17 protein-coding genes are annotated in these 18,180 nt (G+C 62.1%); 12 read left to right on the forward strand and 5 right to left on the reverse strand.

Annotation, left to right across the window (positions count from 1 at the left end):
* The first annotated feature begins 64 nt into the window (after positions 1-64).
* The 9 genes from GHK62_RS21535 (at position 65) to GHK62_RS21575 (ending at position 9,091) form a co-directional block, all read left to right on the forward strand.
* Positions 65-247: a Flp family type IVb pilin gene (locus GHK62_RS21535; protein WP_153441127.1), complete on the forward strand. Its 183-nt coding sequence runs from the start codon at positions 65-67 to the stop codon at positions 245-247.
* Positions 248-371: 124 nt separating this feature from the next.
* Positions 372-884, forward strand: a complete 513-nt coding sequence (locus GHK62_RS21540; protein ID WP_153441128.1) for an A24 family peptidase — start codon at positions 372-374, stop codon at positions 882-884.
* 134 nt (positions 885-1,018) lie between these two features.
* On the forward strand, positions 1,019-1,831 hold the full coding sequence (cpaB, locus tag GHK62_RS21545; protein WP_153441129.1) for a Flp pilus assembly protein CpaB: 813 nt from the start codon (positions 1,019-1,021) through the stop codon (positions 1,829-1,831).
* Positions 1,832-1,922: 91 nt separating this feature from the next.
* Entirely contained in the window at positions 1,923-3,386 is a 1,464-nt protein-coding gene (locus tag GHK62_RS21550) for a type II and III secretion system protein family protein (RefSeq protein WP_234886990.1), read from the forward strand.
* Positions 3,387-3,394: 8 nt separating this feature from the next.
* Positions 3,395-4,123 (forward strand): CpaD family pilus assembly protein, encoded by a 729-nt coding sequence (locus tag GHK62_RS21555; protein ID WP_153441130.1) that lies wholly within the window; start codon positions 3,395-3,397, stop codon positions 4,121-4,123.
* 19 nt (positions 4,124-4,142) lie between these two features.
* Positions 4,143-5,429 carry a CpaE/TadZ family protein gene (locus tag GHK62_RS21560; RefSeq protein ID WP_153441131.1) on the forward strand — a complete coding sequence of 429 codons (1,287 nt, stop codon included), beginning with the start codon at positions 4,143-4,145 and terminating at the stop codon, positions 5,427-5,429.
* A gap of 25 nt (positions 5,430-5,454) precedes the next feature.
* Positions 5,455-6,921 carry a TadA family conjugal transfer-associated ATPase gene (locus tag GHK62_RS21565; RefSeq protein WP_167528320.1) on the forward strand — a complete coding sequence of 489 codons (1,467 nt, stop codon included), beginning with the start codon at positions 5,455-5,457 and terminating at the stop codon, positions 6,919-6,921.
* A 165-nt stretch (positions 6,922-7,086) separates the two neighbouring features.
* A complete protein-coding gene (locus GHK62_RS21570; protein WP_153441132.1) occupies positions 7,087-8,097 on the forward strand; it encodes a type II secretion system F family protein in 1,011 nt (336 codons plus the stop codon).
* Positions 8,098-8,167: 70 nt separating this feature from the next.
* Positions 8,168-9,091, forward strand: coding sequence for a type II secretion system F family protein (locus tag GHK62_RS21575; protein WP_153441205.1), 924 nt, complete (start codon positions 8,168-8,170; stop codon positions 9,089-9,091).
* 261 nt (positions 9,092-9,352) lie between these two features.
* Here GHK62_RS21575 and GHK62_RS21580 read toward each other — a convergent pair whose 3' ends face one another.
* Positions 9,353-10,168, reverse strand: coding sequence for a tetratricopeptide repeat protein (locus GHK62_RS21580; RefSeq protein WP_153441133.1), 816 nt, complete (start codon positions 10,166-10,168; stop codon positions 9,353-9,355).
* Positions 10,169-10,299: 131 nt separating this feature from the next.
* Here GHK62_RS21580 and GHK62_RS21585 point away from each other — a divergent pair, with 131 nt between their 5' ends.
* The 3 genes from GHK62_RS21585 (at position 10,300) to GHK62_RS21595 (ending at position 13,075) form a co-directional block, all read left to right on the forward strand.
* Complete coding sequence (locus tag GHK62_RS21585) at positions 10,300-11,691, forward strand: leucyl aminopeptidase family protein (protein ID WP_153441134.1); 1,392 nt, start codon at positions 10,300-10,302, stop codon at positions 11,689-11,691.
* A 170-nt stretch (positions 11,692-11,861) separates the two neighbouring features.
* Entirely contained in the window at positions 11,862-12,212 is a 351-nt protein-coding gene (locus tag GHK62_RS21590) for a MarR family transcriptional regulator (RefSeq protein WP_153441135.1), read from the forward strand.
* An 8-nt stretch (positions 12,213-12,220) separates the two neighbouring features.
* Positions 12,221-13,075: a C40 family peptidase gene (locus tag GHK62_RS21595; protein ID WP_153441136.1), complete on the forward strand. Its 855-nt coding sequence runs from the start codon at positions 12,221-12,223 to the stop codon at positions 13,073-13,075.
* A gap of 208 nt (positions 13,076-13,283) precedes the next feature.
* On the opposite strand, the gene GHK62_RS21600 is transcribed toward GHK62_RS21595, so the two are convergent.
* The 4 genes from GHK62_RS21600 to GHK62_RS21615 are packed head-to-tail and all read right to left on the reverse strand — an operon-like array spanning position 13,284 to position 18,106.
* The gene (locus GHK62_RS21600) at positions 13,284-14,243 is read right to left on the reverse strand and encodes a 2-hydroxyacid dehydrogenase (RefSeq protein ID WP_153441137.1); all 960 of its coding nucleotides are present in this window, start codon (positions 14,241-14,243) and stop codon (positions 13,284-13,286) included.
* Between the two features lie 10 nt (positions 14,244-14,253).
* A complete protein-coding gene (locus tag GHK62_RS21605; RefSeq protein ID WP_153441138.1) occupies positions 14,254-15,882 on the reverse strand; it encodes an ABC transporter ATP-binding protein in 1,629 nt (542 codons plus the stop codon).
* Positions 15,883-15,890: 8 nt separating this feature from the next.
* Positions 15,891-17,024 (reverse strand): ABC transporter permease, encoded by a 1,134-nt coding sequence (locus GHK62_RS21610; protein WP_153441139.1) that lies wholly within the window; start codon positions 17,022-17,024, stop codon positions 15,891-15,893.
* Positions 17,024-18,106, reverse strand: a complete 1,083-nt coding sequence (locus GHK62_RS21615) for a microcin C ABC transporter permease YejB (RefSeq protein WP_153441140.1) — start codon at positions 18,104-18,106, stop codon at positions 17,024-17,026. The genes GHK62_RS21610 and GHK62_RS21615 overlap by 1 nt, the downstream gene beginning before the upstream one ends.
* Positions 18,107-18,180 lie beyond the last annotated feature (74 nt).

The raw sequence follows: 18,180 nt of genomic DNA on the forward strand, positions 1-18,180 counted from the left end.
GCCACGTCAACGGCAGACAGTTGGTGGAAGTGCTGAACAACAAGTGAACCAGGAGAAAATCACTATGAAGACGATTTTCGCTCGCCTGCTGAAGGACGAAACCGGTGCGACTGCCATCGAATACGGCTTGATCGCAGCTCTGATCTCGGTTGCCCTGATCACCGGCGCGACGTCACTCGGCGGAACGCTGAACACACTCTTTGTCGATCTTGGTAACAAGATGACCACGGCTGAAAGCGCGTTCTAAAACGTGGCAATCAGTTCCAAATGAGGAGAGCCGCTTCCGCTGAAGCGGCTCTCCTCTTTAGGAAGGACGCGCTATCGTAGCCGCGCCGCCGATGGTGAATGACATAACACCGGTAGATGACGTCATGATAATTGCCTGTATTTTGGTCATTTTTCCGCTCTGCCTTACCCTTGCGGCTTTCACCGATCTTCTCACGATGACAATTCCGAACCGGGTGTCGGTCATCCTGATAGGCGCGTTCATTGTCGTCGCACCCTTCGCCGGGCTCGACATTGGACAGATCGGCCTTCACGTCTTGGCGGCTATCGCTGTTTTTGCCGTCTGCTTCTGCCTGTTCGCGCTTAACGTTATGGGCGGAGGTGACGCCAAGCTCCTGACCGCAAGCGCCATTTGGTTCGGCCTCAACGTCTCGCTCGTCGCGTTCCTTGTTTACGTATCCATTTTTGGCGGCATCCTGACGCTCGCCGTTCTGTTCCTGCGCAAGCAGGAGAACACGATCCTCGCCAGCGGCATCCCGGTACCGGCCCTGCTTCTGACTGCCAAGAAGATCCCGTACGGCGTTGCCATCGCGCTTGGTGGCTTTGCGGCCTATCCCTCATCGCCACTGATGCAGGCTGCATTCGCGCAGCTTTCATAAATGCTCGCCCGCAGCTGGTGAGATCAATCCACGCAAGCATTCGTTAACCACGTCCGTATCGGGCTCGTTAACCATAATTACACCAATTCCTGATCAATCTGGCCCAGGGGCATTCTTGGGGCTTGGGGACGATCATGAAACCGGTGCGCATCATCATTCTGGCGGTGGCCGTGACCTCGGCTGCCATGGCCGGACTGCTCGCGATGAAGCTGACCCGTGGTCCCGCGCCGCAAACAGCCGAGCCAGTCATCGAGCAGGCGCCGACAGTCAATGTGCTGGTCGCCAGCAAGAGCCTGCCGGTTGGTTCGCGGCTCGGAGCCGACGCGATCCATTGGATGGCCTGGCCGAAAGACGGCATCGTCGAAGGACTGATTACCGAGGAAAACCGTCCGGGTGCGGTCGAAGACCTTTCAGGCGCCGTCGTGCGCCTGCCGATCTTCACCGGCGAGCCGGTCCGCCAGGAAAAAATCGCCGATTCCTCGAGCCGCATCATGTCGTCGCTGTTGCCTGCGGGAAAGCGGGCGGTTGCGACAGAAATCACCGTTGCCACGGGCGCGGGCGGCTTCATCCTGCCGAACGACCGCGTCGACGTCATCATGGTGCGCAAGTCCGATAACGACGGCGTCTATCTGACCGAGACGGTGCTGAGCAACGTCCGGGTACTGGCGATCGATCAGCAGGTCGAAGAGAAGGACGACGGCTCGAAATCGGTGGTCGGTACCACCGCGACGCTGGAACTGACGCCCGATCAATCCAAGGTCATGACGGTTGCACAGCAGATGGCCGAGCGCATTTCGCTGGCGCTTCGCAGCGTCGCCGATGCGCAGGAGGCCGATACCAACGCTGCAGACTATCTTTTGAGCGGTGACGGCCAGCCGAGCATTCAGCTCATCAAATCGGGCTCCATCGTCAAAAGCGACGGTGCCACTGGCCAGAACGAGAAATGAAGATCGAGCGGGGCGCAAGGTGAAGCGGAACGGAAACATATTTCGGACGTCGATCGCAGCGGGTCTGTCGTTCTGCCTGACGTTCTCGGGCATGGCACTGCCGGTCGTGCCTGCGGCCGAGGCGGCCGCATCGTCGGTCGTAAGAATCGCAAACAGCGGTCCGGGCGTCAAAAAAACAATCAGCCTCGGCCTCAACAAGGCCGTCGTCGTCGATCTCCCAACGGATGCCCACGACATCCTGGTCGCCGATCCGTCGCTCGCCGATGCGGTCACCCGCACCTCCCGGCGCATCTATTTGTTCGGCAAGGCCGTCGGTCAGACGAATATTTTCGTCTTCGGGCCGAACGGCGAGGAAATCGTCAGTCTTGAGATTGCGGTCGAGCGTGATGTCGCCGGCCTCGAAGCGAATCTCCGCCGCTTCATTCCGGATGCGGACATCAACGTCGAAATCGTTTCGGACAACGTCGTCCTCACCGGCACCGTCCGCACGCCGCTCGACTCCACCAAGGCAGTCGATTTGGCGCAGGCCTTCCTCAAAGGCGGTGAGGCGACGACGCGCAACATCACCGCACAGGGAAACAACGGCGACGCGGATATCTTCGCCGAAGACCGGCAAACCTCCCAGATCGTCAATTTGCTGACGATCGAGGGTGACGACCAGGTGACGTTGAAGGTGACCGTCGCCGAAGTCAGCAGGCAGGTGCTGAAGCAACTCGGCTTCAACGGCAGCGTCGGGGACGGCGAGAGCGGTATCGGTTTCCGCAATCCTGCCAACCTTGGTGACGCGATCAGTGTAGGGGCCAATGCCCTCATCAAGGGATCGATCGGTCCAACGACCATTTCGAGCTACATCAACGCCATGGAACAGGCAGGCGTCATGCGGACGCTTGCAGAGCCCAGTCTGACCGCGATTTCCGGGCAGGAGGCCAAGTTCTATGTCGGCGGAGAATTCCGCCTGTCGGGCGTGCAGGAAGTAAAGAAGGATGACGCAACGGGCGAACCGACGGTTACGCGCGAGGTGAACGATGTCGAATATGGAATTCGATTGAACTTCAAACCCGTCGTTCTCGGTCCCGGTCGCATAAGTCTGGCGATCGAGACGGATGTGTCCGAGCCGACCTATGAGGGCTCGGTCGTGACGGGCAACGGCGCAAACGCCATACCCGGCAATACTTTCCTGGGTATCCGCCGGCGCGAGGCTTCGACGAGCGTCGAACTGCCCTCCGGCGGCTCCATCGTCATCGCCGGTCTGGTCCAGGATAATATTCGTCAGGCGATGTCGGGCCTGCCGGGCGCCGCTAAAATCCCGATCCTCGGCACGCTGTTCCGCAGCAAGGATTTCCAGCGCAACGAGACGGAGCTCGTCATCATCGCGACGCCCTATCTGGTGCGTCCGGTCGCCCGCAGCGCGATTTCGCGTCCCGACGATAATTTCAATCCGGCCAACGATCTCGACAGCTTCTTCCTCGGCCGCGTCAACCGGATCTACGGACGTCCGGAGGCGCCGGCGCCTGTCGGTCGCTATCACGGCAATGTCGGCTTCATCTACAAATAGGTCGGGTCATGAACAAGCGAAACGCCACGCAGAACAGTCCTGAAAGGCAGACCCGGATGTTCCTCGAACGAAGCCGTCTTCCCATGCTCGCGCTCGCCATTGCCGCCGGACTGCTTGCAAGCTGCGGCACCAAGGACAAGCTCGCGACCGGCGCGCTCCCCGACGATTATCGTACACGGCACCCGATCGTCATCGCCGAGGCCGAGCGGACTATCGACATTCCCGTCGCATCCGGCGACACGCGGCTCTCCCAGGGCACGCGCGACGTCGTCCGCGGATTTGCCGCGGAATACCGCAATGCGTCGACCGGCGTCATCCAGATCGTGCTGCCGCGCGGATCGGCCAACAGCCATGCCGCCCAAGTCGTCCGCAGGGATATCCGCCGTCAGTTGGCAGCGGTCGGGATACCGGCGAAAAGAGTGATCGAAACTGGATATGAAGCTGGTGCAACCGGCGATGCGGCGCCCATTCGCCTGAGCTATGTCGCGATCGCCGCGCAGACCGCACCCTGCGGCGAGTGGCCGGAGGATCTGACGCTCAACACGCTCCAAAACCGCAACTACTACAACTTCGGTTGCGCCACGCAGTCCAATCTCGCCGCCCAGATATCCAATCCGACGGATCTCATTGGCCCGCGCCAGATGTCGCCGATCGATGCCGAGCAGCGTGGCGAAGTAATCAACTCCTGGCGCGGCACGGACACCGACAACGGCGGCACGACAATCATCTTCAATTGACGGGGCCCGGGGAAAAGCGATGAGCGCCATTGAATACAGCATCGACAGCGGCGGAGCGGCGGACTTTTCCGCCGACGCGGCGCGCCCGGGCGACCTCGACCAGTTGAGGCCGCTGCCGCGCATTTCGATTCATGCGTTCTGCGAAAGCGAGACGGTGCAGCGGCTCATGGAGCGTTGCGGCCAGGATCGCCGCATGGCGAAGGTCAGCCTTCGGATCACCGGCGGCAGCATCGCCGCCGCCGCAAACATGTTCGCCAGCGTATCGACCCCGAACCTGATCATCCTGGAAGCCGCCACCGAACCGCGCTCGTTGCTTGCCGAGCTCGCGCCCTTGGCGGAAGTTTGCGATCCGAGCACCAAGGTGATCATTATCGGCCGCCACAACGACATCGCGCTCTATCGTGATCTGATCCGCCACGGCATTTCAGAATACATGGTTGCCCCGGTGTCGATGGCGGATGTCCTGACGGCGGTTTCGGCGATCTTCGTCGACCCCGAGGCCGAGCCTCTGGGTCGCAGCCTTGCCTTCATCGGCGCGAAGGGCGGCTGCGGCTCGTCTATCATCGCCCACAATTGCGCCTGGGGCATTTCCAATCTGTTTTCGACGGAGACCATCCTCGCCGATCTCGACCTGCCATATGGCACGGCGAACATCGATTTCGACCAGGATCCGCCGCAGGGCATTTCGGAAGCGGTGTTTGCACCGGATAGACTGGACGAGGTCTTCCTCGACCGCCTTCTGACGAAATGTTCCGAGCATTTGTCCTTGCTTGCCGCGCCTTCAATGCTCGATCGCGCTTACGATTTCGAGGCAGGCGCCTTCCATCCGATCCTCGAAATTCTGCAGCGCAGCGCGCCTGTCTCGGTCCTTGACGTGCCGCATATCTGGTCCGATTGGACACGCTCGGTTCTGGCCGAGGCCGACGAAGTGGTCGTCACGGCCGTTCCGGACCTCGCCAGCCTCAGAAACACCAAGAACCTCTTCGACGCGCTGAAGAAAATCCGTCCGAACGACAAGGCGCCACACCTCATCCTCAACCAGGTGGGCATGCCGAAGCGGCCGGAAATCGCACCGAACGAGTTCTGCGAGTCGCTCGAGCTAGAAGCCGCCGCCATCATCCCCTTCGATGCGGTTCTTTTCGGCAACGCCTCCAACAGCGGACGCATGATCGCGGAAATCGACAAGAAATCTCCGGTCGCAGAGACCTTCTCGCAGATGGCGCATCTCCTGACCGGGCGCGCGACGATCAAGAAGGCACGCAAGGGGGGACTCGGCAAGGTGCTGGCCCGGCTCCGCGGGCGGTAGGCAATGAAGCAACCGGATTGAAGTGATGTTTGGCAAACGCGGAAATGAAGGTTTTGGCAAGGCTGGTGTAACGAGCCCCGTGGTTCCGCCGCCCATGCCGGCCGCACAGCCGATTGCTGTGGAGCGACCGGTGGCGCCCGTTATCGCCGAAGCCGTTGTCGCCCCGGTCCGTCCGCAACCGGCGGCTCCGCCGGCGCGCCGGCGCGCGACCAGGGACGAGGACTATTACGACACCAAATCGCAGGTCTTTTCTGCGCTGATCGACACGATCGACCTCTCGCAGCTCTCAAAGCTCGACACCGAGAGCGCGCGCGAAGAAATTCGCGATATCGTCAACGATATCATCACCATCAAGAATTTCGCGATGTCGATCGCGGAGCAGGAGGAACTGCTCGACGACATCTGCAACGACGTACTCGGATATGGGCCGCTGGAGCCGCTGCTTGCGCGCGACGATATCGCCGACATCATGGTCAATGGTGCTGGCCAGACCTTCATCGAAGTCGGCGGCAAGGTGCAGGAATCGGAAATCCGCTTTCGCGACAACGCGCAATTGCTATCGATCTGCCAGCGCATCGTGAGCCAGGTGGGCCGCCGCGTCGACGAATCGAGCCCGATCTGCGACGCGCGCCTGCCCGACGGATCGCGCGTCAACGTCATCGCCCCACCCTTGGCGATCGATGGCACGGCGCTGACGATCCGCAAGTTCAAGAAAGACAAGCTGACGCTCGAACAATTGGTGCGCTTCGGATCGATCACGCCGGAGGGTGCTGTCCTCCTGCAGATTATCGGCCGCGTCCGCTGCAACATCGTCATTTCGGGCGGTACCGGTTCGGGCAAGACGACGCTGCTCAATTGTCTCACGCGCTACATCGACAGCGACGAGCGGGTCATCACCTGCGAGGATTCGGCTGAACTGCAGCTGCAGCAGCCGCATGTGGTGCGCCTCGAAACCCGCCCGCCGAACATCGAGGGCGAGGGCGAGATCACTATGCGCGACCTCATCAAGAACTGCCTGCGCATGCGCCCCGAACGCATTATCGTCGGCGAAGTGCGCGGACCAGAGGTCTTCGACTTGCTGCAGGCGATGAACACCGGTCACGACGGTTCGATGGGCACGATCCACGCCAACACGCCGCGGGAGTGCCTGAGCCGCATGGAATCGATGATTGCCATGGGCGGCTATACGCTGCCGGCCAAGACGGTTCGGGAAATCATCGCGGGCTCGATCGACGTTATCATCCAGGCTTCGCGCCTGCGCGACGGATCCCGCCGGATCACGCACATCACCGAAGTGGTCGGCATGGAAGGCGACGTGATCATCACGCAGGACCTGATGCGCTACGAGATGGACGGCGAGGACGCCAATGGCCGGATCATCGGCCGGCACGTTTCGACCGGCATCGGCCGGCCGCATTTCTGGGACCGCGCCCGCTATTTCAACGAGGACAAGCGGCTCGCCGCGACGCTCGACGCGATGGAAAAGAACTAGGGCAATTCCAGGAAAAGCGTGTAGCGGTTTTCCGTCTGGAATCGCTTAATTTCAAAGAGTTAGATCATTTCACTGTTTTAAGGAAACAATGAAATGATCGAGAGCGGGACAGGCGCGAAGAACGACTTCGCATCGCCCCGCTAGAGCAAAGGAACAGGTTCGACGATGTTCGGCGTAGACATCACCGTTCTGGCATTGGCTGGCCTCGTCGCGGTCGCGGCGGCTGGACTCGCCTACGGTGTGCTCTTCTCGCGCATCGAGAGCGAGAAGAAGGCCGAAGGCCGCTTCCGCCGGGTCAGCGCTGCAGAGACGGACCGGACCAAGATCAAGGCGGCACGCGATCGCGTCACCGAGATGTCGAAACGGCGCAAATCCGTCCAGGATTCGCTGAAGGAGCTCGAAAAGAAGCAGCAGGAAAAGTCGGCGAAGGCCGCTCCGTCGATGAAGATGCGCTTGGCGCAGGCCAACCTCTCGATGTCGGTGCCGCAGTTTTATGTGTTCAGTGCCATTTTTGGCCTGTTTGCGTTTCTGTTGACATTCGTTGCCAGCGGCAAATTGCTGATTGCCGTCGGCGTCGCGCTGATCGCCGCTGCCGGCTTGCCGCGCTGGATCGTCGGCTTCATGATCAAGCGGCGCTGCAAGAAGTTCCTGGACGAGTTCCCGAACGCACTCGATGTCATGGTGCGCTCGATCAAGTCCGGTCTGCCGCTGAACGACGCGCTGAGGCTGATTGCCAGCGACGGACAGGAGCCGGTCAAGACGGAATTCCGTCGGGTCGTGGATTCCCAGCAGGTGGGCCTCACTGTGCCGGAAGCCTGCGGTCGCATGATCCAGAGCATTCCCCTGCCGGAGGTGAATTTCTTTGCGATCGTGATCGCCATTCAGGCACAGGCGGGCGGCAACCTTTCGGAAGCGCTCGGCAATCTCTCCAAGGTCCTGCGCGAGCGCAAGAAGATGAAGGCGAAGGTGAATGCCTTGTCCATGGAGGCCAAGGCATCCGCCTGCATCATCGGCGCGCTGCCTGTCATCGTTGCGACGCTCGTCTATCTTACGTCGCCCGAATACATGTTGGTCCTCTTCACCGATCCGCGCGGCCACCTCATCATGGGGGTGTCCGCCGTCTGGATGAGCATCGGCATCTTCGTGATGCGCAACATGATCAATTTCGACATTTGAGGATGCTTCGGTGGATGCCTGGGTAAAAACGCTGACAGATCCGAACATCGTCATTGCCGTCCTGGTCTCGATGGCGGTGCTGGCGACGTTTTATTCGCTTGTGGTTCCCTTCTTCGAGCAAGGCGATCTGACGAAGCGGATGAAAGCGGTGGCGACCGAACGCGAACAGATTCGCGCCCGCGAGCGCGTACGCCTGAACGCCGAGGCTGCCAGCGGCAAGGCGAGCCTCAGGGCGCAGAACAACACCTCGGTGCGGCAGATCGTCGAGCGGCTGAACCTGAAGCAGGCGCTGGTGGATGACAACACGGTCAACCGCCTGAAGACGGCAGGCTATCGATCGCAGAACGCGCTCAATACCTTTCTCTTTGCCCGCTTCTGCCTGCCTTTCATGTTTCTGATCATTGCCGTCGTCTACATCTTCGTGCTGGGGAATTTTGCCGACAAACCATTGATGCTCAGGCTGCTCTTCGCCGTCGGCTTCGCCTATCTCGGTTTCTACGCGCCGAATATCTTCATCGCCAATGCCGTCTCCAAGCGCCAGCATTCGATCCGCCGTGCCTGGCCCGACGCGCTGGACCTTCTGCTGATCTGCGTCGAATCGGGCGTCTCCATGGAACTTGCCATGCGTCGCGTTGCCGACGAGATCGCGGCGCAATCGCCGCCGCTCGCCGAAGAGCTGGTGCTGACGACCGCCGAGCTTTCGTTCCTGCCGGATCGGCGCGTCGCACTCGAAAATCTCGGCCTGCGCACCGGCATCGAGGATGTAAAGTCGGTGACCCAGGCGCTGATCCAGGCCGATCGTTACGGCACCCCCGTGGCGCAGGCCCTGCGCGTGCTGGCGCAGGAAAGCCGTGACCAGCGCATGAATGCGGCGGAAAAGAAGGCAGCGGCACTGCCGCCGAAGCTCACCGTCCCGATGATCCTCTTCTTCCTGCCGGTGCTCGTCGCCGTCATTTTGGGCCCGGCGGGGATACAGGTTGCGGACAAGTTTTAGGGCGCATCGGTTTCATGTGAGGCGCCTATCGACACAAAGATCGCCGTAACGCCTTGAACTGGTAACCGAATCCGTTGTTCGCGCAGCCTCTCAGCGGAGTCATCTTCGGGCTTGACCCGGGGATCCAAATACAAGCCCGTTCTGCATGGTGTAGGTCCACGCTGGCAAAAGTCTTCGGGCTCTTGGGAGGCTTGCGCATGGATCCTCGGGTCAAGCCCGAGGATGACGGTGGGGGTGGCCGCGAGGCGTGAAAAGACCGCGCTAGTTCGTGTTTCCGTCGTCCGCCTTGGCGAGCTGCTTCCAGGCGCCCTGCTGTGACAGCATGGATCTCAGATAGGCGACGTTCGCTTCGGCTTGCTCTGCTGTCAATTCCTGCCGGGCGATCGCTTCGGCTTCCTGGAAGCGCCCCTGGAGGCCGACAGCGAGCGCGAGGTTCTGCCGCACGCTGCTGTCGGCGCCGGGCTGATCGGCGGCCGATTTGAGATAGGTCTCGGCGGTCTTCAGATCCTTTGTCAGCAGATAGGACATGCCGAGATTGGAGAGCACGGAGGGCTCGTTGGGGCGAAGATCGAGGGCCTCGCGGTACCTGAGGCGCGCTTCCGACGACCGGCCGAGCTGGTCGAGGACGGCACCCTCCGCGGATTTCAGCTTCCAATCCGGACGGTCTGGCGTTTGCGCCCGGCTGATCGTCGCCAATGCCTGTTCGAGCTGGCCGGCTGCGGCCTGCGCCTTGCCGTAGGCACCCAGAACCTCGCGGTCCGAAGGATGGTTGATCGCCACCTGCTGCATGACAGCAAGTGCCTGCTCGTTGCGGCCGGTCATGCGCAACAGGTTGGCGTAGTTGAGGCCCGCCTCGCGATCCTTGGGATTGCGCTCATAGGCCTGTCCTATGCTCTCTGCCGCCTGCGACAGTTCGGTTGCGTTCATCGACTGCACGGGTTTCGAGAGCGTCGGGATCGAGCCGGTGGTGAGCTCCTTCTTCTGTTGGCCGGCGCAGCCGGCAAGCGACAGCGCGACAAGCGCGACGGCTGTACCCTGAACGAGACGAGGGAGTAGGGAAGTGGCTTCAGCGGTCATGAGTGGTGCCCCCAGCATGCGTTCGCACCGGAACTCCCAACATCAGCGGCGCAACTTTCACTCCAGCAATAATCTGTTAACCCTAACGGAGCGTTAATCGCGCAATCCGTTTCTGTCAGTCGAGGACTTCCATGGCTCCCTATCAGTTCATCGAGCGGCCGTCGCCGTTCAACACCAGCACCGGCAAGACGCTGCCGATCTTCGCGGTGACGCCGGCGCATATCGAAACGGGGAGCATCGATCCGATTGCGCTCGACTGGGCTAAGAAGGCGGGGTTCAAGGCGGAGTCCGGCGCCGTCCTTCTCATTCCGTCATCCGACGGTCATCTCGGCGGCGCGCTGTTCGGCCTCGGCGCCAATCCCTCGGAAGCCCCGTTCCTGGCGGGAAAACTCGCCCGCGCGCTGCCTGCCGGCAAGTGGCATATCGAAACGGCGCCGTTGACCGCCAACCGCCTGGCTCTCGGCTACGGCCTCGGTTCCTATCGCTTCGAGCGCTACAAGTCCGCCAAGGCGGAGGCGCCGACACTGCTCATCCCTGCCGACGCCGATGCGACCGATATCAAGCGGCAACTCGCCGGGGTCTTTCTGGCGCGCGACCTCATCAACACGCCGACCAACGACATGGGGCCGGAGGCGCTGGAGGCAGCGTTCCGGGCGCTTGCCAGCCACTACAAGGCCGACGTCTCGGTGATATCGGGCGAGGCGCTGCTGGCGCAGAATTTCCCGCTGGTCCACACGGTCGGCCGGGCCAGCGCCGAGGCGCCGCGGCTTCTCGAGATGCGTTGGGGCAAGAAGGGTCACCGGCGCGTGACGCTCGTCGGCAAGGGCGTCTGCTTCGACACCGGGGGGCTCGACATCAAGCCGGCCTCCTCGATGCTGCTCATGAAGAAGGACATGGGCGGTGCCGCCAACGTCATGGGCCTCGCGCTGATGATCATGGACGCCAAGCTGAAGGTCGATCTGCGCGTCATCGTTCCGGTGGTCGAAAACTCGATTTCGTCAAACGCCTTCCGTCCGGGCGACATCTACCGGAGCCGAAAGGGCCTGACGGTGCAGATCGACAATACCGACGCCGAGGGCCGGCTGATTCTCGCCGATGCGCTCGCCTATGCCGACGAGGAGCAAACCGACCTCATCATCGACATGGCGACGCTGACGGGCGCTGCCCGCGTCGCGCTCGGTCCCGATCTGCCGCCGTTCTTCACCGACGATGCCACGCTTGCCAATGATCTCGCCGAGGCAAGCCTTGCGGTCGATGATCCGATGTGGCGGATGCCGCTCCATATGGGCTACGACAAGGATGTCTCCGCCCGCATCGCCGATCTCACCAACGCACCCGCGGGCGGCATGGCCGGATCGATCGCGGCGGCACTCTTCCTCAAGCGCTTCGTGACGAGCGCGAAGAGCTGGGTGCACTTCGACATTTTCGGCTGGGCACAGGCCGAGCGCCCCCATTCTCCCATCGGCGGCGAGGCACAGGCGATCCGGGCGCTTTATCATCATATCGGCCGCATCGCAGGGTAGCCTCTCATCAGTCTCTGCCCCTCGTCCCGCTGCCGCAACCTTCTCTCCATCAAAATGGGAGAAGGTGCCGGCAGGCGGATAAGGGCCCCCACAATCACGCGACAAAAGAAACGCTTGCGTAACGATCGAACGGCTATTTTCCCGGAACGTGGTTTAAGCAGGAGTTTCCCTTGCCGGTCGAGCTTACGCCCTCCCAAGCTTTGGGGCTCTGGCATTCGGTGACGCTCGAACAGGTCCGGGTCGATAGCCGCGACCTGACGCTGCGCCAGATGGCTATCCTCTTGCAGATCTACCTCGTTCCGCCCCCGCACACGGTCCGAGGGCTTGCCGCGACGCTCGGTGTGACGAAGCCGGTTATCACCCGCGCGCTCGATACCATGGGCGCGCTCGGCCTCGTCGACCGGGTACGCGACGAGCGCGACCGCCGCAACGTTGTCATCAAACGTACGGTCGAAGGTGCACTTTATCTTGAAAAGTTCGGCGATCTGATCATCAATCAGGGTCGAACATTGTCCTTGTGAGTCTGCCCATGTCGCAATTGCCTGACCGCCGCCTCAATGCCTATCGTGAGGATCTTGCAGAGGAGCGACTGCGCGGCGTTGTCGAAGCGCCGCGCTATGTCGAAGGCACGCCCGCGACCATCTCCGTTTCCGTGACCCCGCTGCGGAGAAGGCCCGATCTCGCGTGCGGGACCGACACCGAATTGCTTTACGGGGAGACCGCGCGTGTGTTGGACGTTGCGGGCGGCTGGGCATGGGTCAAGGCCGATCTCGACGGCTATGTCGGCTATGTGCCCGAGGCAGCGCTGAGTTCTTCAAATGCGCCGGCGACCCACTTCGTTGCGGTGCCGCGTACATTCGTCTATCGCGGCGCCGATCTGCGCTTTCCACAGGCCTTCGCCCTTTCCATGGGGAGCCGCGTGCATGTTGTCGGCGAAGCCGAAACCCGTGGGACGCGATACTTCCTCTTGGACAGCGGATTGGCCGTCATCGCCAATCATTGCGTCCCGGCCAACGAGGCACTCGCGGGCGACTATGTGAGTGTGGCGACACGCTTTCTGGAAACCCCTTATCTCTGGGGCGGCCGGTCCGGCTTCGGCATCGATTGCTCCGGCCTCGTGCAGCTATCGATGCAGATGGTGGGAAGTGATGCGCCGCGCGACTCCGACATGCAGGCGCGTGGGCTTGGCCGCGCTATCAGCCGCGAGGAGCTCCTTCGCGGTGACCTTGTCTTCTGGAAGGGCCATGTGGCGATCATGGAGGACGAGAAGACGCTGGTTCACGCCAACGGCCATACCATGACGGTCGCCCGCGAGGGACTGGAAGACGCCATCCGCCGCATTGGCTGGCTCTACGACCAGCCAACCGGCTACCGCCGGCCGTAGAGCGGGACCGTCGGGTGTTTTTGAAAACTTGGTTGCCCCTCATCCGCCTACCGGCACCTTCTCCCCGAAGGCGGGGAGAAGGGGATGCCGCGCTCCCTCGGCTTCCTCTGTCGGCGTGGCGAGCGGGGACAAGTCCCTTCGCCCCGCTTGCGGGGAAATGGCTAGGGTGAGGGGGCAATCCGCAGCGTCAAACCCTCGCTGCGCCCTATCAGTAGCCGGCTAATCTATCGACCACATGCTCCAGCGGCAGGCCGCTTTCGAACCGGGCGATCTGCTCTTCGACATGGGCAAAGAGTGCCCTGACGTCGGAGGAGGCGGCGACATGCGGTGTCACATAGACGTTGGGCATGGTCCAGAAGCGGCTGTCCGGTGAGAGGGGCTCCTCCTCGAAGACGTCGAGCGACGCCGCCGCAAGCACGCCGGAATCGAGGCATTCCAGGATATCGGCCTCCACCTGGCTGCCGCCGCGTCCGGCATTGATGAACACCGGGGCGCCAAGCGGCCCCTTGCGGCTGAGTTTTGCGAACAGGTCGGCGTTGAAGATGCCTTTGGTTTCCGCTGTCAGCGGCAGCAGGCCGACGAGAAAGTCCGTGCGGGCAAGGAAGGCGTCGAGGTCGGCGGCGCCGTAGGTGTCCATGCCCTCCATCGCCCGCTTCGTCCGCGACCAGCCGACGACCTTGAACCCCATCGTCGCGAGCTTGCGGGCCGCGTCCTGGCCAAGCACGCCCATGCCCATGATCCCGACCGTGACGTCGGCAGCCTCCGGCTGGATGAGGTCTCGCCACTCCCGCTTCTGCGCCAGGGCCTCGTAGGCGCGATGCTGGCGCAGGTGCAGGAGGCACTGCATCACCACCCATTCGCTCATGCGTGTGGTCAATGTCCGGTCGACGAAGCGCACGAGCGGGACGTTCGGCAAGCCCGGCAGCGTCAGGACGTGGTCGACGCCAGCGCCGCCGGAAAACACCACCTTCAGGTCGGGCGCGCGCGAAAAGAGATCCGGGGCCGATTTCCAGACCACGGCGTAGTCGATGCCGGAGAGATCGCGATCCTTTTGCGCCGGATCCGCGCGATTGATCACTTCGCGATCGGGAAACGCGCCACCGAGAGCGGCCTCTACTTCCTCAGGAATGAATTTCAGGTCGACGATGACGGGACTCTTGGCGGGCATTCTCGGAACTCTATTGACGTATGGCGGAAAGATTGACGGCTTCGAGATTGAAGGCGGCAGCCATCAAAGCCTTGGTGTAGTCTTCGCCCGGTGCCTCGAAGATGCGCTCCGCCGGTCCCTGTTCGACCACCTTGCCGAGCCGCATGACGATCATCTCGTTGGCAAGCGCACGCACGACCTTGAGATCGTGGCTGATGAACAGATAGGCGAGATTGTGCTTGCGCTGGAGATCGCGGAGCAGGTCGACCACCTGCGCCTGAACGCTCATGTCGAGCGCCGATGTCGGCTCGTCGAGCATGACGAATTGCGGCTTCAGCACCATGGCGCGGGCAATTGCGATGCGCTGTCGCTGGCCGCCGGAAAATTCGTGCGGATAGCGCCAGCGGGTCGCCGGATCGAGCCCGACCTCCTGAAGGGCGGCCGCCACGCGCGCGTCGCGTTCCTCGCCGGAAAGGGCGTTTTCGTGGATCTTCAGTCCTTCGCCGATGATGTCGGCGATCGACATGCGCGGGCTCAGCGAACCATAGGGATCCTGGAAGACCACCTGCATCCGGTTTCTGAGCGGCCGCATTTCGCTGAAGCTGTAGGCGTCGATGTCCTTGCCGACAAAGGCGATGCGCCCCTTGGACGAGATGAGGCGCGTCAGCGCGAGACCCAGCGTCGTCTTGCCCGAGCCGGACTCGCCGACGACGCCGAGCGTCTGGCCGGCGCGAAGCGTCAGGTCGACGCCGTCCACGGCTTTGACATGATCGACGACACGGCGCATGAAGCCTGCCTTGATCGGGAACCAGACCTTCACGTCCCTGGCCTCGATGACGATCGGCTTCGAGGCGTCAGAGGGCGGAGGCTCGCCCTTGGGCTCGGAGGCGAGCAGATGCCGCGTATAGGCGTGCTGCGGGTTGGCGAATATTTCCGCCGTCGGGCCGGTCTCGACGATCTTGCCCTTGGTCATGACGCAGACCCGGTCGGCGATCTTGCGGACGATCCCGAGGTCATGGGTGATGAAGAGCATGGACATGCCGTGCTCATCCTTGAGCGACTTCAGAAGTTCCAGGATCTGCGCCTGCACGGTCACGTCGAGCGCCGTCGTCGGCTCGTCGGCGATCAGGAGTTCCGGCCGGTTGGCGAGCGCCATGGCGATCATGACGCGCTGGCGCTGGCCGCCGGAAAGCTGGTGCGGATAGGCGCCGAGGCGCTTTTCCGCTTCGCGGATGCCCACCTGGTTCAGGAGCTCCAGCGTTTTCGCCCGTGCGACGGCGCCCTTGATGCCCTGGTGCAGGTCGAGAATCTCGCCGATCTGCTGCTCGATCGTGTGCAGCGGGTTCAGCGACGTCATCGGCTCCTGGAAGATCATCGTGATGTCGTTGCCGCGGACATGCCTCAGCTCCGCGTCGCTCGCCTTCAGGAGATCCTTGCCGTTGAAGAAGATCTCGCCGCTCGGGTGGCTTGCGGCCGGGTAGGGCAGCAGCTTCAGGATCGAATTTGCCGACACCGACTTGCCCGAGCCCGATTCGCCGACGAGTGCGACCGTCTCGCCGCGCTTGATGTCGAAGGAAATATGATCGACCGCGACCGATGTCTCGCCGCCCTGATGGAAGGCGACGGAGAGATCGCGCACGGAAAGGAGGGGCTCTGTCATCGTCGCGCTCACCGGAACGTCTTTCGTGGATCGAAGGCGTCGCGCGTCGCTTCGCCGACGAAGATCAAGAGCGAAAGCATGACCGACATGGCCGAGAAGGCCGTCAGCCCCAGCCACGGCGCCTGCAGGTTGGATTTGCCCTGTGCGATCATTTCGCCGAGCGAGGGCGAACCCGGCGGCATGCCGAAGCCCAGGAAATCGAGCGAGGTCAGCGTCGTGATCGAGCCGGAAAGGATGAAGGGCAGGAAGGTGAGGGTGGCGACCATCGCATTCGGAAGCAGGTGCCGGTACATGATGGTGCCATTGCCGACGCCGAGGGCGCGTGCGGCGTTCACATATTCGAAATTGCGGGCTCTCAGGAATTCGGCCCGCACGACGGCGACGAAGCCGACCCAGGAGAAGAGCAGCATGATGCCGAGCAGGATGAAGAAGCCAGGCGGCAGGATGGCGGCGATGATCAGCAGGATGTAGAGCACCGGCATCGACGACCAGATCTCGATGAAGCGCTGAAGAAGCAGGTCGGTCCATCCGCCGAAATAGCCTTGGATCGCCCCCGCCGAAACTCCGATCACGGCCGACGCGATTGTCAGCAGTAGACCGAAGAGGACGGAGATGCGGAAGCCGTAGATCATCCGCGCCATCACGTCGCGCGCCTGGTCGTCGGTGCCGAGCCAGTTGAGGTTGCCGAGCGTGCAGCCCGGATCCGCCGCACCTTGCGGGTAGGCGGAGCAGCGCTCCTCCTTGCTCATCAGCCAGAAAGGCGGCGTCGGCGCCGAATGGGGAATATTCGAGTTGACCGTCTGGTAGGAATAGCGGATCGGCGGCCAGATCATCCAGCCATTGGCCTGAATCTCGTCTCGAATGAAGTCCGATCGGTAGTCCGTTTCGGCAAGAAATCCGCCGAACTTCTCCTCGGGATAGTTGAACACAACCGGAAACAGAATCTCGCCCTTGTAAGAGGCGATGATCGGTTTGTCGTTGGCGATGAATTCCGCAAACAGACTGAGGCCGAAGAGCACGAGAAAGATCCACAACGACCAGTAGCCGCGGCGGTTGGCCTTGAAATTCTGCCAGCGCCGCCGCCCGATCGGCGTCAACCACCCCTTTTCCGGCGCGCCGGAATATGCCGAGACCACGCTCATCAGACGTCCCTCCGTTCGAAGTCGATGCGCGGGTCGACCCAGGTGTAGATCAGGTCGGAGATCAGACCGACGAAGAGGCCCATCAGCGAGAAGATGTAGAGCGTCGCAAAGACGATCGGATAGTCGCGTTTGACGACGGCGTCGTAGCCGAGCCGGCCGAGTCCATCGAGGGAGAAGATGTATTCGATCAACAGCGAGCCTGTGAAGAAGGCGGAGATGAACGCGCCGGGAAAGCCGGCGATGACGATCAGCATGGCGTTGCGGAAGACGTGACCGTAAAGCACCCGCCGCTCGCTCAAGCCCTTGGCGCGCGCTGTCGTGACATACTGCTTCTTGATCTCGTCGATGAAGGAGTTCTTGGTGAGCAGCGTCGTCGTCGCGAAGGCCGAAAGCAGCAGCGTGATGAGCGGCAGCGTCATGTGCCAGAAGTAGTCGAGGATCTTCTGCCACCAGGGGAGTTCATAAAAATTGTCCGAGACGAGCCCGCGCAGCGGGAACCAGTCGAAGAAGGATCCGCCGGCGAAAACCACAATCAGGAGGATGGCGAACAGGAAACCCGGTACGGCATAGCCGACAATGATGATGCCGGATGTCCAGACATCGAAGGTGGACCCGTCGGTGACGGCTTTCCTGATGCCGAGCGGGATCGAGATGGCATAGGAAAAGATGAGGATCCAGAGGCCGAGCGAGATGGAGACCGGCATCTTGTCGATGATGAGGTCGACGACGGACGTATTGCGGAAGAAGCTTTCGCCGAAATCGAAGCGGGCATAGTTCCACATCATCGACAGGAAGCGCTCGAGCGGCGGCTTGTCGAAGCCGAACTGCTTCTCGAGCTTTGCGATGAATTCGGGATCGAGGCCCTGCGCCCCGCGATATCGGCCGCCCTCGTCGCCGCCACCCTGGAGCAGATCGCCGCCGCCGCCGGTGAGCCGGTCCGATCCGGCCGCGTTCGTCAGCTCCGAAATTACCTGCTCCACCGGACCGCCCGGCGCGAACTGCACGACGGCGAAGGAGATGGCCATGATCCCGACGATCGTCGGGATCATCAGGAGCAGCCGACGCAGGATATAGGCACCCATCAGGCGAACCTCGGCATCGTGTTGCCGCCGATCGCGTCGATCCGCGGTGCTTCGGGTTGCCGTCTATTTCGTCT

It is taken from the genome of Sinorhizobium terangae, assembly GCF_009601505.1.
Classification (GTDB): domain Bacteria; phylum Pseudomonadota; class Alphaproteobacteria; order Rhizobiales; family Rhizobiaceae; genus Sinorhizobium; species Sinorhizobium terangae.